19 protein-coding genes and 1 tRNA gene are annotated in these 18269 nt (G+C 44.9%); 8 read left to right on the top strand and 12 right to left on the bottom strand.

Going from position 1 to position 18269, the window contains the following annotated elements:
- Positions 1-374: 374 nt before the first annotated feature.
- The gene (locus ASG93_RS00985) at positions 375-3005 is read right to left on the bottom strand and encodes an adenosylcobalamin-dependent ribonucleoside-diphosphate reductase (protein ID WP_056827938.1); all 2631 of its coding nucleotides are present in this window, start codon (positions 3003-3005) and stop codon (positions 375-377) included.
- A gap of 424 nt (positions 3006-3429) precedes the next feature.
- Here ASG93_RS00985 and dat point away from each other — a divergent pair, with 424 nt between their 5' ends.
- A complete protein-coding gene (dat, locus tag ASG93_RS00980) occupies positions 3430-4260 on the top strand; it encodes a D-amino-acid transaminase (RefSeq protein ID WP_056827935.1) in 831 nt (276 codons plus the stop codon).
- A gap of 428 nt (positions 4261-4688) precedes the next feature.
- Here dat and ASG93_RS00975 read toward each other — a convergent pair whose 3' ends face one another.
- Complete coding sequence (locus ASG93_RS00975) at positions 4689-5528, bottom strand: biotin/lipoate A/B protein ligase family protein (RefSeq protein WP_056827933.1); 840 nt, start codon at positions 5526-5528, stop codon at positions 4689-4691.
- An 886-nt stretch (positions 5529-6414) separates the two neighbouring features.
- Here ASG93_RS00975 and ASG93_RS00970 point away from each other — a divergent pair.
- The 3 genes from ASG93_RS00970 (at position 6415) to ASG93_RS00960 (ending at position 10305) form a co-directional block, all read left to right on the top strand.
- On the top strand, positions 6415-8205 hold the full coding sequence (locus ASG93_RS00970; RefSeq protein WP_056827931.1) for a DEAD/DEAH box helicase: 1791 nt from the start codon (positions 6415-6417) through the stop codon (positions 8203-8205).
- Positions 8202-9230: a YqhG family protein gene (locus tag ASG93_RS00965; protein WP_056827930.1), complete on the top strand. Its 1029-nt coding sequence runs from the start codon at positions 8202-8204 to the stop codon at positions 9228-9230. The genes ASG93_RS00970 and ASG93_RS00965 overlap by 4 nt, the downstream gene beginning before the upstream one ends.
- A 124-nt stretch (positions 9231-9354) precedes the next feature.
- Complete coding sequence (locus tag ASG93_RS00960; protein WP_056827928.1) at positions 9355-10305, top strand: hypothetical protein; 951 nt, start codon at positions 9355-9357, stop codon at positions 10303-10305.
- A 45-nt stretch (positions 10306-10350) separates the two neighbouring features.
- Here the strand turns inward: ASG93_RS00960 and ASG93_RS00955 are convergent, their stop codons facing one another.
- From ASG93_RS00955 to ASG93_RS00945, 3 genes are all read right to left on the bottom strand, one after another.
- Positions 10351-11001 (bottom strand): SGNH/GDSL hydrolase family protein, encoded by a 651-nt coding sequence (locus tag ASG93_RS00955; RefSeq protein ID WP_056827926.1) that lies wholly within the window; start codon positions 10999-11001, stop codon positions 10351-10353.
- 132 nt (positions 11002-11133) lie between these two features.
- Complete coding sequence (locus ASG93_RS00950) at positions 11134-11325, bottom strand: YqzE family protein (protein WP_056827924.1); 192 nt, start codon at positions 11323-11325, stop codon at positions 11134-11136.
- A 79-nt stretch (positions 11326-11404) separates the two neighbouring features.
- Positions 11405-11686 carry a hypothetical protein gene (locus ASG93_RS00945; protein ID WP_056827922.1) on the bottom strand — a complete coding sequence of 94 codons (282 nt, stop codon included), beginning with the start codon at positions 11684-11686 and terminating at the stop codon, positions 11405-11407.
- Positions 11687-11843: 157 nt separating this feature from the next.
- Here ASG93_RS00945 and ASG93_RS00940 point away from each other — a divergent pair, with 157 nt between their 5' ends.
- Positions 11844-12080, top strand: a complete 237-nt coding sequence (locus tag ASG93_RS00940; RefSeq protein ID WP_056827920.1) for a hypothetical protein — start codon at positions 11844-11846, stop codon at positions 12078-12080.
- A gap of 179 nt (positions 12081-12259) precedes the next feature.
- On the opposite strand, the gene ASG93_RS00935 is transcribed toward ASG93_RS00940, so the two are convergent.
- Positions 12260-12913 (bottom strand): Bax inhibitor-1 family protein, encoded by a 654-nt coding sequence (locus ASG93_RS00935; protein ID WP_056827919.1) that lies wholly within the window; start codon positions 12911-12913, stop codon positions 12260-12262.
- A 133-nt stretch (positions 12914-13046) separates the two neighbouring features.
- Positions 13047-13130 (bottom strand) — tRNA-Leu (locus ASG93_RS00930).
- A 148-nt stretch (positions 13131-13278) separates the two neighbouring features.
- On the opposite strand from ASG93_RS00930, the gene ASG93_RS00925 reads away from it, so the two are divergent.
- Complete coding sequence (locus ASG93_RS00925; RefSeq protein ID WP_056827916.1) at positions 13279-13458, top strand: hypothetical protein; 180 nt, start codon at positions 13279-13281, stop codon at positions 13456-13458.
- Between the two features lie 27 nt (positions 13459-13485).
- Here ASG93_RS00925 and ASG93_RS00920 read toward each other — a convergent pair whose 3' ends face one another.
- On the bottom strand, positions 13486-14256 hold the full coding sequence (locus tag ASG93_RS00920) for an adenosylcobinamide amidohydrolase (RefSeq protein ID WP_235550690.1): 771 nt from the start codon (positions 14254-14256) through the stop codon (positions 13486-13488).
- Positions 14246-14509 (bottom strand): hypothetical protein, encoded by a 264-nt coding sequence (locus ASG93_RS00915; protein ID WP_321166664.1) that lies wholly within the window; start codon positions 14507-14509, stop codon positions 14246-14248. Before ASG93_RS00915 ends, ASG93_RS00920 begins: the two co-directional genes overlap by 11 nt.
- 152 nt (positions 14510-14661) lie before the next feature.
- On the opposite strand from ASG93_RS00915, the gene ASG93_RS00910 reads away from it, so the two are divergent.
- A complete protein-coding gene (locus ASG93_RS00910; RefSeq protein WP_056827910.1) occupies positions 14662-14988 on the top strand; it encodes a hypothetical protein in 327 nt (108 codons plus the stop codon).
- A 516-nt stretch (positions 14989-15504) separates the two neighbouring features.
- Here the strand turns inward: ASG93_RS00910 and ASG93_RS00905 are convergent.
- Both ASG93_RS00905 and ASG93_RS00900 read right to left on the bottom strand, forming a co-directional pair.
- Positions 15505-15831: a hypothetical protein gene (locus tag ASG93_RS00905; protein WP_056827908.1), complete on the bottom strand. Its 327-nt coding sequence runs from the start codon at positions 15829-15831 to the stop codon at positions 15505-15507.
- Between the two features lie 80 nt (positions 15832-15911).
- Positions 15912-16481: a xanthine phosphoribosyltransferase gene (locus tag ASG93_RS00900; RefSeq protein WP_056827906.1), complete on the bottom strand. Its 570-nt coding sequence runs from the start codon at positions 16479-16481 to the stop codon at positions 15912-15914.
- Positions 16482-16751: 270 nt separating this feature from the next.
- Between ASG93_RS00900 and ASG93_RS00895 the strand changes: the two genes are divergently transcribed.
- Complete coding sequence (locus tag ASG93_RS00895) at positions 16752-17468, top strand: hypothetical protein (RefSeq protein ID WP_056827904.1); 717 nt, start codon at positions 16752-16754, stop codon at positions 17466-17468.
- A gap of 81 nt (positions 17469-17549) precedes the next feature.
- On the opposite strand, the gene ASG93_RS00890 is transcribed toward ASG93_RS00895, so the two are convergent.
- Positions 17550-18155: a DedA family protein gene (locus ASG93_RS00890; RefSeq protein WP_056827902.1), complete on the bottom strand. Its 606-nt coding sequence runs from the start codon at positions 18153-18155 to the stop codon at positions 17550-17552.
- Between the last annotated feature and the right edge of the window lie 114 nt (positions 18156-18269).

Genomic DNA, 18269 nt, shown 5'->3' with positions numbered 1-18269 from the left:
ACCCACATATAAATCAATAAAAAACATTGTTTTTTATTGATTTATATAAAAAATTATTATTTCTATTTATTGCGTCTAACTCAACCTAGAATTTGCTATACCTACCGTAAATGGAAAAACGAAACGACACTTCTCATTTTCTATGAGTGAGTGGCATTTCGTTTTCTATTATGACATTTCTCAATTACTCAAATTTGTCCTACATAACTCTGGTGAAGTCCCAGATACTCAGCAACATTGAGTTATTCGATGTATATTCATGCATTTACTTGCATATCTTTATTTTTGAAACAAAAACTGCAACAAATTTTGAAACATTTACAGTTATTTATGAAAAATAACAAAAAAACCAGGGCTCCCGCCCTGGCTCTTTCCTACGAACACCTGCTGTATCCGCAGTTGACGCAATTCTTACACCCTTCGCTGTTCACCAGCGAAGCGGAACCACACGACGGGCACAGGTCCTTCGGCGCAGCGTTAGCCGTGCTGCCGCTGTGACCCGTGTGCCCCGCTTCCACTACAGGTGCTGGTGCTGGCGCATCCAGCACTTCACTCGTCGCGGTCACGTAGTTCCGCGCGTCGTCTTGCTCGTTCATCACTTCGTCATGCTGCTCGAGCGCTTTGGCAACTGCGTCTGCGATAGACTCGACGCGGTTGTTGCCGAAGCCAATGGCGCCGGAACCGCCAATGCCTTTCAAGTGCTTCACGAGCAGCTTCACTTTATCGCCGTGGTCACCATAACGCAAGAACAAGGAACACACGCGGCCGAGTGCTTCGGACATCGCGAACACGTCGGAGCCTGCTTTTCCTACGTTGAGGAAGATTTCACTCGGCGTGCCGTTCATATCATTAATCGTGATATACGCCATCCCGAACGGGGTATTCACTTTATACGTTGCACCGCGTAGAATTTGCGGACGGCGCTTGTATTGTTTATCGAATACTTGCTCCGTCTTCGTATCCACATCTACAGCTAGTTTACCTGATAGATTAGTTAAGCTCTCTTCTTCTTTCACAGCTTCCGCGGCAACAGCCACTGGAGCTGCTTCTGCTTTCTTCTCTTCCTTTTTGTCCGCGCTTGTACTCAATACTTGCACATCTCGGCTGCCATCGCGGTAGATGGTTACACCTTTACAACCTAGATCGAAAGCCAATTCATATAAACGTTTCGTTTCTTCCACGGTGAAATCCGCAGGACAATTCGCTGTTTTGGAGATCGAGCTATCAACCCATGTCTGAATCGCAGCTTGCGCTCGGATATGATCCTCCGCAGTCAATGTCATGGAGGTTACGAAGTAGTCCGGCAGTTCTTGACCCGGATTCGCATCTTTCCACTCCTGTGCGATCGGCACATATTGTTTATCAAAGCCAAGACGGCTTTGACGATAATATTCAAAAGCAAAGTAAGGCTCAATACCAGTCGATGTACCCACCATTGTCCCCGTACTTCCAGTAGGAGCTTGGGTAATCACTGTTACGTTGCGCATGCCATTTTGCTTGATCGCTTCGCCAACTTCAGGGAATACTTTCGTCATGTTTTTCATAAAGCCGCTCTCAAGGAACTTATCTTCAATAAATTCTTTGAAAGAGCCTTTTTCTCCAGCAATTTCAGCCGATGCCAGATAAGCTTCTCTAGCCATAAAGCCATAGATTTTGTCCAAAAATACAAGCGATTCCGGACTTCCATATCGAACTTCCAATTTAATCATCAGTTCAGCAAGGCCCATAGTACCTAAACCTACGCGCCGCTCGCCTTGTTGATTCGTACGATTTTCTTCAAAATGATAAGGTGTCTTATCGATAACATTATCGAGAAAGCGAGTCGAATAACGAACGACTTTGGCCAAATCTGCCCAATCCACATCGTGTTTCTCCGCGTCATAAAACTTAGATAGATTAATAGCAGATAAGTTGCAAACCCCCCAAGCCGGAAGCCCCTGCTCCCCGCATGGATTCGTACAAATAATCGGATTGAAATACCAACTGTTGGACATTTGGTTGTAGTATTCCAGGAATACAACACCAGGCTCAGCTGATTTCCAAGCAGACTCAATGATTGTATGCCAAACATCACGTGCTCTTACTGTGCGATAAGGCTTGACGGATTTACCAAGCTTTTTCCAAGCATCTAAGTTGCCATCCCATTTATCGTTGTAATCAGGGTCTGTTGTATCTGGGAAAACAAGCTCCCACTCGAGATCTTCTTTAACGGCTTTCATAAATCCATTGCTTACACAAACGGATAAATTCGCATTCGTAATTTGACCCATCGTTGATTTCACCGTAATGAAATCCTCAAGATCTGGGTGCCAGTCGTTAATCATGAGCATTAGTGCTCCGCGACGGCTGCCGCCTTGTTCAATTAAGCCTGTTGTATAACTGAACAAACCACCCCAAGAAACAGCACCGCTGGATGAGCCATTCACACCTTTCACAACAGATCGACGTGGACGAAGGGAAGAGAGATTGATACCAACCCCACCGCCGCGCGACATAATTTCCGTCATTTCCGAGAGTGTGCTCATAATTCCGCCTCGGCTATCGTGTGGGGACGGGATCACATAGCAGTTAAACAGGGTCAGTTCATCACTTGCATCAGCACCAGCAGCAATACGTCCGCCTGGTACAAGCTTCCAATCATCAAGAATATATTTGAATTTATCTGTCCATTCTTTACGTTTCTCAGGGGTTGCTTCGACAGAGGCCATTGCACCTGCCAAGCGGTTCCACATTTCTTCCGGTGTCTTCTCAATATTTAAAGTGAGCTTTTCAACTGCGGATTCAACAGTCTCACCACTTCTTGTCTTTACTTTAACGGTATTGCCATTACGACTGATAATTTCGCCAACTTCTTTGGCAGGGAATTTAGGGTCATCCTTCGTTAAAACGAGAACGGTATCGCCCACCTTGGCCAAACTCGTATCCGCATTTTTGAGTGCATAACGATCCAAAAATATTTTCTCGCTTAATCCATCCAGCTTCTTATTAGACTGTACAATCCCCATCCATAATTCCCTCCCAATAAGCTACATACTCAGCTACAACTAAAATTAAAGTTACTTTATGAAGTTTATGTAAAATTACAATATGTGGTGTGCGAAATTCATTATACCTCACTATATATTGATCTTCTAATAGCCAAAGAACCAAATTTCGTTATTAAGACAGCCCTTAATCATATTAGCTAATCCTTACTTACTAATTCTCTCTTTTTCGCGATCAGAACAACCAAATTTAATCATTCAACCAAGCAAGATGAGATAGGCTATACAGCTCGTTTTGACGATCGTTAATTCCTCTGCTAACCTATAAATAGGATAACACATTTTATTTCTTTTTAGAACATTTGTTCGATAAATACTTTTTGGAAAATACGGAAAAAGGTTTCAGTACTACTTTCATAAGAAAACGCTTGAGGAGATGTTGGATATGTATTTCTTTAAAAATGAATTCGTCAACAAGAAGGACATTCTTCTTTCACCAGATGATCGTGGCTACTACTTTGGAGATGGGATATATGAAGTATTCCGGGTTTATAACGGGAAAATTTATGAGCAAGCTCCTCATATGCAGAGGCTCCAAAGAACCGCAAGTGAAGTGCGGATAGAACTGCCTTTTACTATTGAAAAAATGGGTCATATTCTCACGCAGCTTATTGAAAAGAATGGTCTCAATGAAGGCACTGTTTATATGCAAATTACTAGAGGCGAAGCTCCCCGGGCACATCCGTTCCCTGCTCAATCCGACCCCATTCTGATGGCCTACTGCACAGAGGTGCGCAGACCCATTGCTACAATACATAATGGCATTAATGCAATCACATTAGAGGATATCCGCTGGCTGAGATGTGATCTCAAAACGCTCAATCTTCTACCAAATGTCATGGCCAAACAAGCAGCGCTTGATCACGGGGTGCAAGAAGTCGTGCTGCATCGCAGTGGCACCGTCACAGAATGCAGCGCCTCTAATTTGATGATGATCAAGGATGGCGTACTTTACACGCACCCAGCTAATCATTTGATCCTTCATGGTATTACTCGGGCTGTCGTTTTGAGGTTAGCTCATTCACAAAATATCACTGTTAAAGAAGAACCTTTTACGACAGAGCAGCTTCTGCTCTCTGATGAAGCTTTTATCACAGGAACTACCGTGGAAATTACTCCAATCTTACAGATCGATGGCAAGGCAATTGGGACCGGCGCGCCAGGTCCGATTACACGTACTCTGCAGAATGAGTTTGAACGTACTTTTGCACAATAATGTTTTAATAGATATAGGATGTCCCAAAAGCGATTTTTGGATGTTATGCCTCTCTAACCCTTTACTGTAAAATGCTATGGTAACCAGAATTTGCTGAGGGAACGTCGATGCGTTAATTGGACGAAAACCACCCAAAATCATGAGGAAGAGGAACGTCGATGCGTTATTTCATTGTTTTTGCTTCCGGATCGTTCCTATTGATCAAATAGAGCACTCACGTTCCTCTTATTCAATTTCAAGCGCAGATTTCCCGAAATAAAGAATCGACGTTCCGCTAACTAGAAGTCAGGTCTACTTTCCCTCGCAGTCGACAGATAAACATAAAATGAGAAGACAAGAATAATCTTGCCTTCTCATTTTTTATTTTCTATGCCCCTAAATAAAAATTTTGGGATAGCCTCTTTTTGCACTTTCGCTCACGCTTTCGCTTAACGACGCAAATTCCACTCATCCGTACCATATTTCTCACGTACAAGTTGCTCAGAAAGTTCAATTTCATAAGGTGTCAACGATTCCTCAACTAGCTCCACGCCAAGCCCCAGCGCGATCTCACGACGAAATGCTTCCTCCACCTGACTAAGCGTCACCGCCTCTTTATCTTGCGCCCGAAGCAGTTCATTAATAGCCACAGCTTTCTTCAAAAAACTCTGTTTCATTCGATCCGCAACCTTCTCGTTCGAGAAACGCAGCATGCGAAATAGCTGATCTGTATCCATGTCGAGCAGGATGGAGCCGTGCTGCAGTACGACATTTCTTTGCCGAACCTGCGCACTGCCGGCGACTTTGCGTCCCTCAACAACCAGTTCATACCAGGAGGGGGAATCGAAGCAGGCCGCTGATCCGGCGGATGCGTACTTCTCCTTCTCCTCATCACTCGCGAGCTGCACCATTTCTGCGCCCAGTCCCAGCGCCCGAAATCCTTGCAAAAGCCCCTCGCTCAGCACGCGATAGGCTTCTGTCACATTACGCGGAATGCCCGGATAATCCTCGGCAACGATAATGCTGTACGTCAATTCCTTGTCGTGCAGCACGGCTCTACCTCCGGTTGGCCGACGCACGAAGCCAATTCCCTCATTGGCTACCGCTTCCTGATCGACTTCCGATGCCTTTTGAAAGTAGCCAATCGACAGCGTTGCCGGATTCCATCCGTAGAAACGAACCGTTGGAGGAACGAGCCCTTCACTATGAGCGGTCAGTATTGCTTCATCTAATGCCATATTTTCAGCAGGAGAACGATCTCCTGTATGTATAAATCGCCATGTCGTCATCTCTTTCTGTCACCCTTTCCCACTTTGCTATCCGAAGACAACCTATATCATATCATAAAATCGTACATACTTACGATGTTAGAGTCGGTGGAGAGCCGCGCCTGCTAATGAAATCCAGAACGAATACAAATAACTCCAAATGCAAGAGCTAGCTACTCCAAGTAATTAAACCTCCACACGGGAGCTGCAATTGGACGTTTTGTAGATGCTTTTTGCGGTAGCATCAATAGTTACGGTTTCAGAGTCTTCAGATTACTAACAAGTAGATGCAAAATGTGCAGCAAATCATCATCTATTTTCAATTAATAGCCATTATCATGCATTTTGTGCAGCAAAAATCCGAGTTCTAGCGCGATACGAGCAGTAATTGCCAGATTAGCTGCACTTTTTGCAGCATTTCTTTCAAATACGCTGTTACAGGCTGAATTTGATGCACTTTTTACATCAATTCAGGTTTCGCGCCACTTGGTGGACTTTTAACTTCGATACCGTTCACGACAACTTCTATGGAAAAGTTATGAAAGCGCCTCTTCTGGACATACTAACACGTATTCGACGTAAAACTGGTGAGCTTCGAATCATTTGCTGGCGGATCTGAAAACCCAGTACTGGTTCTCTCTCAGCAAAGTGTTGCTGAGAAGTCCAAAAAGGACTTCTCGGAGCCATAAGGATGCTTGTTAACCGACAAATATATGCTGAGAGAGCCGAAATGGACTTCTCATCGCCGTAAAAGTAGCTAAAGTGTTGCTGAGAAGTCTGAAATATAGACTTCTCAATTTTCTCACGAAAGCTCAGCTCATGCTTACAAAGTCAGCTTTCTAACGAAAACTCAGCTCATGCTTACGAAGTTAGTTTTGCTGCGCAAAACTTTAAGGAGGGCACATCAATGCGTCAACCTGAACAGCAAGAGAACATTCGCCCCATTCATAATCAGCTTGATATGCACTTTGAGAGGGACTGGTTTACTGAGCTGGATAATCGTGTGCGCGGAGGTGGTCCATGGGACGACTGGACGCTGTACCAGCTAGCCTACGAATCGGAAGAATCGAGGCTTATTTCGACGTTTGACGAGATGCAGTCCCTCGTTCATCTAGGGCAGCTTGAACCTATGGCTCATCAGATTGATACGGCGAAACGTGTGCTTAACGAGATGCGGGGTCGGGCTATTTTGGCCGATGAAGTTGGGCTTGGGAAAACGATTGAGGCTGGTTTGATTTTAAAAGAATACATGATCCGCGGCTTAGTCCGCAAAACGCTTATCCTCGTACCCGCTTCTCTTGTGCTGCAATGGGTCCGGGAATTGAATAGCAAATTCGGCATTCCAGCTGTTGCTCATAAAAAAGCCTATATGTGGAAGCAAAGCGACGTCATTGTGGCCTCTATGGACACCGCCAAACGTGATCCGCATCGCGAAATTGTCATGGGTCTTGAATATGACATGCTGATCGTCGACGAGGCCCACAAGCTCAAAAATAAGAAAACGACAAACTACACCTTCGTTAACGAACTGCGTAAAAAGTACTGCCTTTTGCTCACCGCCACACCGGTGCAGAATGACTTGAAAGAGCTATTCAATCTCATCACCCTGCTCAAGCCAGGTCAACTTGGGGTTCATAGCAGCTTCAAAACCAATTATGTGGTTGGCAAAAGGATACCGAAAAACGAGGGTCAGCTTCAACAGGAGCTATCCAAGGTTATGATTCGCAATCGTCGCGGCGAAGGCGGCGTTCATTATACCAAAAGGATTGTGAAGAACATTCCGCTCACGCTCTCAAATGATGAACAGGCACTCTACGAGGGTGTAACGAATTTCGTTCGAACCAGGTACCAAGAGAGCGCCGGTGATCTCAGCAGTATGCTCTCACTTATCACTTTGCAGCGCGAAGTCTGCAGTTCCCGGGACGCTGTCTTCATCACGCTCGTCAATTTGTTCAAGAAAACAGCCGAGGACTCGCCGCAGCGCGCCAAAATATGGGAGCTTGTTGAGCTGATTCGCAGTATCAAAGCGAACACCAAAGCAGAGACCACGATGAAGCTCATACAAGAAATTAATGATAAAGTCATCATTTTCACCGAATATCGCGCTTCCCAAGAGTATCTGCTCAATTATTTGAAGGAGCATAAAATAACAGCTGTCCCCTACAGAGGCGGTATGAATCGCGGTAAAAAAGATTGGATGATGGATTTATTCCGTAATCGGGTACAAGTCCTTGTCGCAACAGAGGCTGGCGGCGAGGGGATTAATCTACAGTTTTGCCATAACATGATTAATTTCGATCTGCCTTGGAACCCCATGCGTGTTGAACAGCGAATTGGCCGTGTGCATCGACTTGGACAAACGCATGATGTCAACATCTATAACCTTTCTACCCGAAACACGATTGAAGAGCATATTCTTTCTTTGCTGCACGAGAAAATCAATATGTTTGAGCTGGTTATCGGTCAACTTGATACCATCCTCGAGAAAATCGAGAAAAAAGGCTCACTCGAAACATCCTTATTCCGCATGGTCATGGAGGCTGGCTCAAGTGAAGATATACGCAGAAAGATCGATGAGCTAGGTCATTCGTTTACCGAGGTCAAATCGGAAATTGAACAAAATCCCGTATACGGGGCAGCCTTCCAAGGCATTCTTGATGCCGCTTACGGCACGCAAAACATCGAGGTAAGGCCATGAATAAACGCAACATCCATTCGTTCGTCATGCGCTTTCTTGAAGCTTATAACTGCACGATTTTAGAGAAATCACCAGCTTACGTCACTGCAAAACTCTCCCCTGAAGCAGATAGAGAGATGACAGGTCGCCCTTACTATTGGAGCTTCGTTGAACGAACAGGGGCTGCTGCCGAAACGATGACCTATAAGTTCATCTTCGACCCTGAACAGATGAAGCTGGAGACGAAAACGAAGTCCACCGCAACAGCTGTCAAAAGCCTACCTAATGTGGGGGCGCCCAGCCAAGGCCAGGGCCAGGGCCACGGTCAGAGCCAGAACCAGATCCAAGTTCCCCAGCCACCCGATGGAAACTCAGACAGCATTCTCGGCCGCTATTTCGGCTTCGTCCCTACGACTGTCATTTCCCAGCGGCTTCCGCAGGACGAAGTGACCTTCGGCAGTAGGCGCCTAGAACAAATGTTCACAATTGTCCGTGAACGCGGACGATTCGTTCATTTGTTTGAGGAACCCTTCCCGATGAGTGCTACCTATCACGCTGCGCTTGTCTATGACACCTGGTTCTGCGTGAATTACAAGGTAGAGCTAGCTTGCGACCGCAAACGGAGCGAGATTCACTCTCTCGCTATACAACTGAATAGCGGGGAAATTCGGGAACATTTTCATAAACATATGCTTACCAAGAGCCTCTCTCCGAAGCTTCCTGCGAATAGTCACATTTTACCTGACACGATTTCGCTTCCTAAAGCTATTAATGCCCTTGAGATGATGCTCGAGCGTAAAGTTAGTAGGTATGATCATTCTTGGGCCGATGAAGCTAACGAGCAGCACCGCAGCGAAATCAATCGTGTAGAAGCTTATTACAACGGTCTCTTGCTGAGCGCCGAACCTGACAAAAGAGACGAAATCGAAACCCAATGCCGCAACCGCCTGCAAGAAATTGACTGGCAGCATAAACCTCGTATTGCCGTATCTGTCATCAATTGCGGTTTGTTTCATTTAAACGCCGGACGAGCACCCAGGAACTGACGTCAGTCGCTAAAACATCGCAAAATTAACACTACAGGTTCTAACAATCTTTTTAAGGCATAAGAATTACAATAGATTAATAGGTTCATACCACTAGAGGATAACGATAGGTAGGTGAACGAGGATGAAATTGTGGACAACATGGACGGCGGCCTGCATTATTAGTATGGGCAGTTTATTATTCATACCACTCCACACCTCTGCAGGCGACTCCGTAGAACGGACAAGCTACACGCAGTCAGCAAGGGAAACGATAGCTAGTAACACAACGACGAAGCCATTACCAGAATTGCGGAGTGAATCCACTTTGACCGCTACGATCAACACTTGGCGAACAACTCTCGCTCGGGAATCGGGGTTTGAAAGCTGGGAGACAGCAACATGGAACAGTTACCCACTCGGGCCAGGCACACATGGTTGGGTAGTTATCCTCACCGATCATGGACAGGATGTTGGCTACATGATCGTACATGCCACGGACAAAGGCTCCTTCCGATTAACCGAATACGGAACTGGCAACAATCCGCTATTCAGCTTGACCACGCTGTATCGTTCTTTGGTACAGCAGGAACTAATTCCAACTACTACTTCTTACTCCGATTTTGTTCAAAATGATGCGATTATTTTAGATCGGCTTTACATGGACCAGCTAACCGCTGTATGGAAAGTAAGTTTGCAAGACCAAACGTACTATTTGGATGCCAAATCCGGAGAGCTGCTTCCGCTCAAAGAGGACCCTGCCCCGAGGATTACAGAGGATCGGCCAGAAGCAACCAATCTGTCGAGCAAAGCTCAAACGGCGTTATTTCCCGCCTTTGATCCTTATGATCGACTCCCATGGGTCCAAGGAAAGCCTATTCAAGTGACCAAACTGAGCGAACTTCAAAAGGCTTTAAACACTCAAGCTAAGTTAACCTATGTCACTGAGCTCTATAATGGTCAAGTCACGCTGCCGCTCGCTATTCTTGGTTATCAACAATGGGCAGATGGGGATTCCTACCTGACTTTAGACCATGTTGGATCACGTTACGTGCTGTTAGATAATGCTCTAAAGCTAGGACATATTTTCCCTTAAAAAAAGCCTTAGACCGCTGAATCCAGAGGTCTAAGGCTTTACGCTTTATTTCCAAGTAAAATCAATAGCTTTTAGAAAAGCTTTAGCTAAAATGGTATGTCCGACGTTGTTCGGATGTACACGATCCCATGCTATGTATGCAGGGTAGTAAGCCTGGAGAACAGGTTCGAAAGCAGCTTGCGTATTCACGAAAAGGGAACCCGTTTCTTCGGCTATCTGTTTCACGACTGCCCCGTATTGATCCATTTTGGCACGCATGGCATCTTGCGGATTCGGCTCTATGTAAAAGGGTGTCATCAATACAAGCCCTTTGACAAGAGGACGTGTCTGTTCGACTAACTCTCTTAACGTCTTTTCATAAGTCTCAATGCCCACTTGGTTTTCCTTTTGATGCGGTACATCAAAATGCCTCCATACGTCATTAATACCGATCATGATAGACAACCAATCCGGCTTCAAATCGATGACATCCGTTTGCCATCTGTCTTGGAGATCAAGCACCGTATTGCCGCTGGTACCCACATTAACAGTCCGAATTTGAAGCTCTGGATACGTTGCATTGATCAGCCCGTCTATGATAGAAACGTAGCCTTTACCTAAAGCTCCGAATAATCCTTCGCCAATCGGTCTTGATCGTTCGCAATCCGTAACGGAATCACCAATCATGACAAGCTTATTGTTTTTCTCAAGTTTCATTATGACTTCTTCCCCCAATTTATGGTTGTACGTTCGTCCTGACTATATTCGATATGGAGACTAAAAAACCTCTCGCACCATTCATCAGGTTTAACTAAATCTCCTGATTATAGGTGAAGAGGTTTTGTCATCTTACTTTTTGGATTTTGCTTGATCAATCAGCATTCGTGTGGCAAGCGGCAGCATGCCGAACCAACGTGTTTGCCAGCTTTCACGCTGTTCCTTGTTCATGGCTTTAACCTGCTGACGAACTTCCTTTGGTGTTTCTATATACGTGACAACTTGCTGCGTTATGTACTTAACCAGATCATCGCTTTTTGCCATATGTCCACCTGCCTTCTATCCCTATTTTAACCATAGAGACAGGAGCTTAAACTGGCGAAGGCAGGTGGAATATAGGATATTAACCGAGTTTGCCGCCACTCTCCGCAATGATTTTGTCTGCAAAAGATTTAATCGTGCTGCAACCAAGCAGCATCGGTTTATTATCACAATGCAATAACAAGGTTTGAGCGCTTGTATCCCACGCATATTGAAATCCGACATTCATGCCAACCACTGTAATCATGAACTTGCCTTGTGTTGTATTAGGAATCGTAATGCCCTGCTTTCTGCCGACTTGTTGTAAGGATTTGAATACCGAAGACGAAATCCCTCTATACGTCCATGTGCTGCAAGCCGCCATAGGTCATCTCCTCTCTCCCCTTATAGGATCATTAAATTGTATGAACAGAGAAAGGAAATCGTGCTTGTTTCATTAAAATCCATGGATCAGTTACACGTCTATTCATGGTATCCAAGCATACACTAGAGAAAGTAGAGAGAGAGAGGTGCTAGCTTGGATGTGGAAACAGATGCTGCTAACGGAGCAGCTAGAGATTCAAATGGATGAATCCAATCAGCTATTTGAGGTCAAATTGCGCAGAACCGAGCAGGAGGAAACAGCCATCGTTCAATTGAACCATGCTGAGCTCATCCAAATCCTGCATACCCTGCTCGAAATTAATCGAAGCTTCCGTGGAGATATCTCCTATTTTCAATCCGTTCAAGTTCAGGTCAAGCTAAGCTCGATCTCCTAAGATAGCTTATAACAAGGATAAACGACTCCGTCGTCTTCAGGGACGAGCGCGTTTGTCAAGACTGATGACGCGAAGTGTAATAAAATTTATACTTTCTTGTCTACGCACAAAAAGCACCTTCGCTTCCCACCCTACGGTGAGAAATCGAAAGTGCTTTTTTGGTGTTTTTGATGATCTGTTTAATCCCTGTTTACTCCAACAATTGAGGCTAAGAACCTCAAGATATACAAGAAGAGATTAATGAAATCGAGATAAATATTTAATGCTGCGAGTGGAACCTCTTCCGCCGATACACCATTACGATATTGAGCCACATCATAGAGAACCCAACCACTGAATATCAAGATACCGATCATTGACCATACTAGGTTCATCGCAGAACCAAAGTTAACGAACATACTGACCACACTCATAAGCACAAGTCCAATCGTTCCAGCAAACAAGAACCCGCCTAGAAAGCTGAAATCACGCTGCGAACGATGAGCATAGAAGGCAAGTCCGCCGAAAATGGCTGCAGTCGCGAAGAATGCACCTGATACAACGTGTGCGCCCAGTATACCGCCATACGCCATGATGACTGGGTATAGAGTAACCCCTGAAATCGCAGTAAATGCATAAAGAAAGCCGTATCCGATATGCTTGCCGCGAACACGAATAATGATTGCTGCCACCAGCATGACCACCTCAGCAATGACGAAAAGCATAATCATCGATGGCGGAACGACAATGGCACCGATCAATGTCCCCAGGAAGGAAACCAACAGGGAAATTGCAAACGTTTGAAGCACATGAGCAAAACTGCCAGAATGCGTAACCGTAATCGTTCTATCCATGAAACATCAGCCCCTTTGTAAGGATGTACAATCTATACTATGTATTATACCTAGTTTTCATGAAAGCCGCTACACACCTGCGCAAAAACAAAACAACCCCTCCGGATGTATCTGAAAGGGTTGTTGCTTCGTATGCGATCAAGAGGACTCGAACCTCCACGGGGGTAAGCCCACACGGACCTGAACCGTGCGCGTCTGCCAATTCCGCCATGATCGCGTATAGGTCTGCACTATGAACAATATCATAATAGCGGCGACAAAATCTAATATAACATGGAAAATGAGAGCTAGTCAACGGTACTTTTTACAATTCGTGAATAATTCCTCCCTACACTCCTAACCCTATTCGCAAAGGAGGAATGACTATGAATGAGGAAGAAATCAACGCCTTGGAACCGAAATATACAGGCAATCAAAGGAATCTCACAGAAGGTGAAGCTGAAGCCATTGTGCATGATCCTAACTACAAAAGCGAAGATGAGGATGAATCTGGACTAGGCGTGATTGCAACTGCAGCTGCTTACGGGGTATTCCGTAGATCTTAGATAGCATGCCCTACTTATCCACATGGATTAGTAGGGCGTTTGTTCATACAATTGACCGGAATGTATGATCGCTTCATATACCGTTCTTCCGATCAAGTAACCAAGCGCGGTCGCTGTACCCGCGTAATTGTAGGACTTGCCGCGGCACGTTGCAGCAATAAGTACGGCATCGGTTGTCGTTCCAGTCGCCGACTGACCCTCAACGACAATGCCTAATGCTTGAAGAGCCGCAACTTTAGCCTCCGTTGCCGTAATGACAGCATTAACCATGGCCGCATCGGTTAAGCAGCCGTTGATAACGACAATCGTGTTAATTGTTCCAGGATAAAGGGAAGCGGCGGGAAGTTCAGCTCCTGCTCTTGCTTTATTCCCCAACCCCACCGTAACCCATGAACAAACATGAAGGGGCTCCATTTCTGGCTTCATCGTAAGTTTCTGACCGAATTCGCTGTTATCACCGTCTTCGCCCGTATCCCAGGTAAGGCCGCAGTAGCCAACGTCCTTTACCTTCGCCGCGGTCAGCATACCCGCTGTCTCTTGAGGATTCAAACCTTCACGCCGGATGAAATCGTCCATCTCGCGAAGTGGATCAGCCTCATTATACAGCTTGTCCACTTGACGATTCATCATCACTTTATGCCTGCCGAATCCACCGCCCCACGGCGAAGAATTCAGCGTTCGCAAAGGATGTTTGCTGCAAATCCGCAAATACGTGCCTTGATGGGAACTTATCAGCTCCATGCGAATACCAGAGATAGGAACCTTCATTGATCCTATCCATGCATCCTTATTCGTCATCAGAAACGCCATCTGGTTCGATGGGATCCTGTGGAAGCATGAATTCAGGTGGTCTTTCGTTCTCGTATGGTTGATAGATATAATTGCGTGCAAGCTTCACGACTTTGCGGTTTTTCTTGCGAACTAACACACTCTCATCATCCCAAGCAACTACAATTCCACGCACATCATTCGTTGGACTGACGTCCCGAATAACACGCAGTAATGTGCTCTCAACTCTATATTGATCAAGCTGTTCTTCAGATATCATCATCTTACCTCCAACATGTCATACGTACTTCTTTAGCATACACCAATTCGCATTTAGATCAAACTTTACATAAAACCGCTTTACGGAGGTTAACTTAACTAATAACGAAACAAAGTTAACGCAAATAGCAAACTTACTCCATGGGAGGTTCTATAGTGGATAAAAAAACGTACTACGTCAACGTTGGCACGGGGGAAGTTCTAGAAGACAAAGGAGCACTTAATTTCGAATTCGAGATTATAGCAACCGAAGAAGAAATTGATAAGCTTCAAGAGCTTTTCGAGGAAACCGATAACTCCTCGCAAGGCAGCTACGCAACTTCCTGGCTTCCCTGGAAAGTTTATAACTCCAATGAGGTCAAAGAGGTCAATCAGGAATATGATTATTATTTAACTGAAGTGTATCGAACCCTTCACAAGCTCGGTTCCGTTCAAACGAAAAGGCATATTGAGAGCATGAACGTTTTAGAGAATGGCGTCTGAGTTAGAGGCAGTAGCAGAGGCAGTAGCAGAGGCAGTAGCAGAGGCAGTAGCAGAGGCAGTAGGAGTAGCAGTGTAAGTAGCAGTGTAAGAAACAGTCGGTAACAGTGTCAGATTCAGAAGTAGTGTCAGTAGCAGTGTCAGTAGCAGAAAAAGAGCATATGTCTGAGTCTTAACTCCGCTCCTACAGAATCGGAAAAAGCCGCCGTTACCGTTCCGTAAGGGAACGTCGATCCTCTATTTGTGCGATATAAGCCTAAATTAACGGTTAAAGGGAACGACGATTCGTTATTTCACTGTTTTGGTCCCTTAATCGTTGAATTTTCATCAAATAACGGCTCCTCGTTCCGCTAAACCAATTTTCAGCTCATTTTTCCAAAAATAGCGAATCGTAGTTCCTCAATTCAACAAAACGAAGGGAAAGCCATGAAGCCATGAAACCAACTCCACTTTATATCATAGAAAAAGGCCAACGGATCCTCTTCGGATCCACTGGCCTCTTCCTTATATGGGCATAAATTAACTAACATGTTCCTTCGAATCATTCGTTTCGAACCAGAAATCAAGGACTTTGCTAGACATTACGCGCTTCTGAATATATTCCACTTGTGCAGCGGAGAATTCTTGTTCCCATGCGATAGCTAGTTCTGTGCAAAGCTTTACAATCGTTAACAACTCGGACCATGCAACATATCGTTTGTACCAGAAAAATTGAGGATGTTCGATCATATACGGATACAGGTCATCAAACTCTGTATGCTTACAATCAAGCGCACGTTCAAAATGTGTTTTGGCTTCCCCAAGCTTTGTCATAAAATATTCAATGGAACCATTTTCGATACCCATAGATGTCAGCCTCCTCTCATACCATGTAATCATTATAAAGGATAAATCAGTTTGAGGGAAGACATGAACAAATTGTAAAATCAGTCAAAACGGATTTGCCCATTCGCCAGTGAGGAAATGCGAGCTAAGGATTCCACACGAATGCCACGCTCTCGAATCGAGCTTCCACCAGCTTGGAAAGATTTTTCAACCGCAATCCCTACACCAACAAGCTCCGCTTCCGCTTTTTCAATAATACGAATTAATCCGCGTGCAGCGTCTCCATTAGCAATAAAATCATCGATCAACAGAACTCGCTCGCCTTTGTGAAGCAAATGAGAGGATACCATAATGTCCGTTACAATCCCTTTGGTGAAGGAAGGCACACGCTCACTATACGTATCTTGATCCATAGTCAGCGTCTTCTTCCGGCGTGCAAATACCATGGGAACCTCGAGATGCAAAGCTGTCGTATAGGCAATCGGAATACCGGACGATTCTACGGTAAGCACCTTGTCAGGCTTCGTTTCTCTAAACAATCTTGCAAATTCTTTCCCCATCTCCATGATGAGACCAGGATCAACCTGATGATTAAGTATGGCATCCAGCTTTAGTACTTGATCCGATACGACTACACCGACCTCTAGGATCCGCTGTTTTAACAATTCCATGATTCTGGCCCCCTAATCCTGTCTATTATGAGTAAGTTACCATATTGATGAAGTAGGTTTCAAGTCCCAATTTGTAAATATCCCCCTTTTGAGATGAAACTTTTACTCTGCATAAGGTGTCTATATGTATATAGGCATCAGCATTTTAAAATTTGTTCTACAATTGCTCACATTTGGGTACCTTGATGCATTGAAATAGAACCAGAAAACAGTATGATTAGTAATGTTGCATTTTTCACATCAATTATTCGGCAGAAAGGATAGATGACGATGAACAACCTGCTTAGACCTATCATGCTTGGCTTTGTGCCAGTCGTATTTGCTTCATTCCTGTTAGCTGGATGTCAAGAGTCATCTGCTCCTTCCGGACAGCCTACTATAGATCCAACTAACCATGTTCAAAGTAGCTCGAATGCAGATAGCACACCTCCTGCGATCGCAGCAGCAACAACGACGCCAGCACCTTCAGCAACGCCGGAAGACATGGCGAAGCACGAGGCGCAAGTTGCCGGCACGTCCAAAACGGATCTAAGCGACATTCCGCAATTATCTGCAAGTGCGAAGCCAACGGCCAAGCCGAAGATTAAAGCAGAGGATGCGTATCAACAAGAGAAACCAACGTTGATGGGCTTGAAGCTTGGAACGAGTAAGGACGTTGTGCTCGAACGGTTTGGGAAGGCGAAGAAACAATTCGTGATGGATGCAGATGAAGACGCGATTCAAGTCTATGACTTCACCGATTTCTCCGTAGGCTTCAATAAGAAGGATGTTCTTGAGTTCGTTGACGTCCATTCCACGGAGATAGATCCTGGACTTCGCGGATTGCGCCTCGGGCAGAAAGTCCAAGACGCTATTGCCATTCTAGGCAAACCAGACACCAACTCAACCTATGTTCTCTCCTACAAGTCGCAAGGAACACTGCTTAAGCTTGATATTGATCCGACGGAGAGCACCATCCAATCGATTAAGCTTTTCGCAAACCATTAATTTCACAAAGAATACGAAATAAGACCATGAATGCTCCTCTTATAGGATGACACTCATGGTCTTATTTCATGTGTATGGGAATCAAATCGCTCTCCGCTTCCGGAAATGGAGGTAAATGGCCGTTCCTACAATGGCTATAACCGCTATACTCAATAAGCTTATTCCCATGTATTTATGTATTAATTGAAATAAACCTTCCAAGTTGCTGCCAATAAAATGCCCTAATGTTAAAAAGGTTGTACACCATAACAGCGCACCTGTACCTGCAAAGAACAAATACTTGTAAAACTTAACCCCGCTTACACCTGATAAATAACAGGTGAAATGACGAACCCCCGGCACGAAATATCCAAAGAAAACAGTCCAGAGCCCATACTTCTTAAACCAACCCTCGGCTCGTTCAATCCGGTTCGGAGTTAGTTTGAACCATTTGCCATACCGATAAAGAAAGGGTTTACCCACACGATGGCCTATTAAATAACTGACTACCATCCCTGTCATCGTGCCTGCGTAAATCACAATTAACGTTGTTCCAAAATCAAAGGGACCTCCAAGTGCCGTTAACGAACCCACGAAAGCCATGAGGGTTTCATCTGGTACGGGTACCCCAACGATTCCGGCAGACAGCAAAAGGTATAAAGCAATATATCCATAATGACTTATGAAATCATATAGAAATTCCTTCACAAAAGACTCACTCCCGCGTTGTACTTCGTCTTATTCATTCCCATTTTAACAGAAACGACAGCTTGCCCCAAGTTCCAGGCATGCACATGGGATTACGAACATACCTTGTACTAT

Source organism: Paenibacillus sp. Soil787 (assembly GCF_001429545.1).
Lineage (GTDB): Bacteria > Bacillota > Bacilli > Paenibacillales > NBRC-103111 > Paenibacillus_E.
This window is presented reverse-complemented; position numbering and strand designations above follow the sequence as displayed.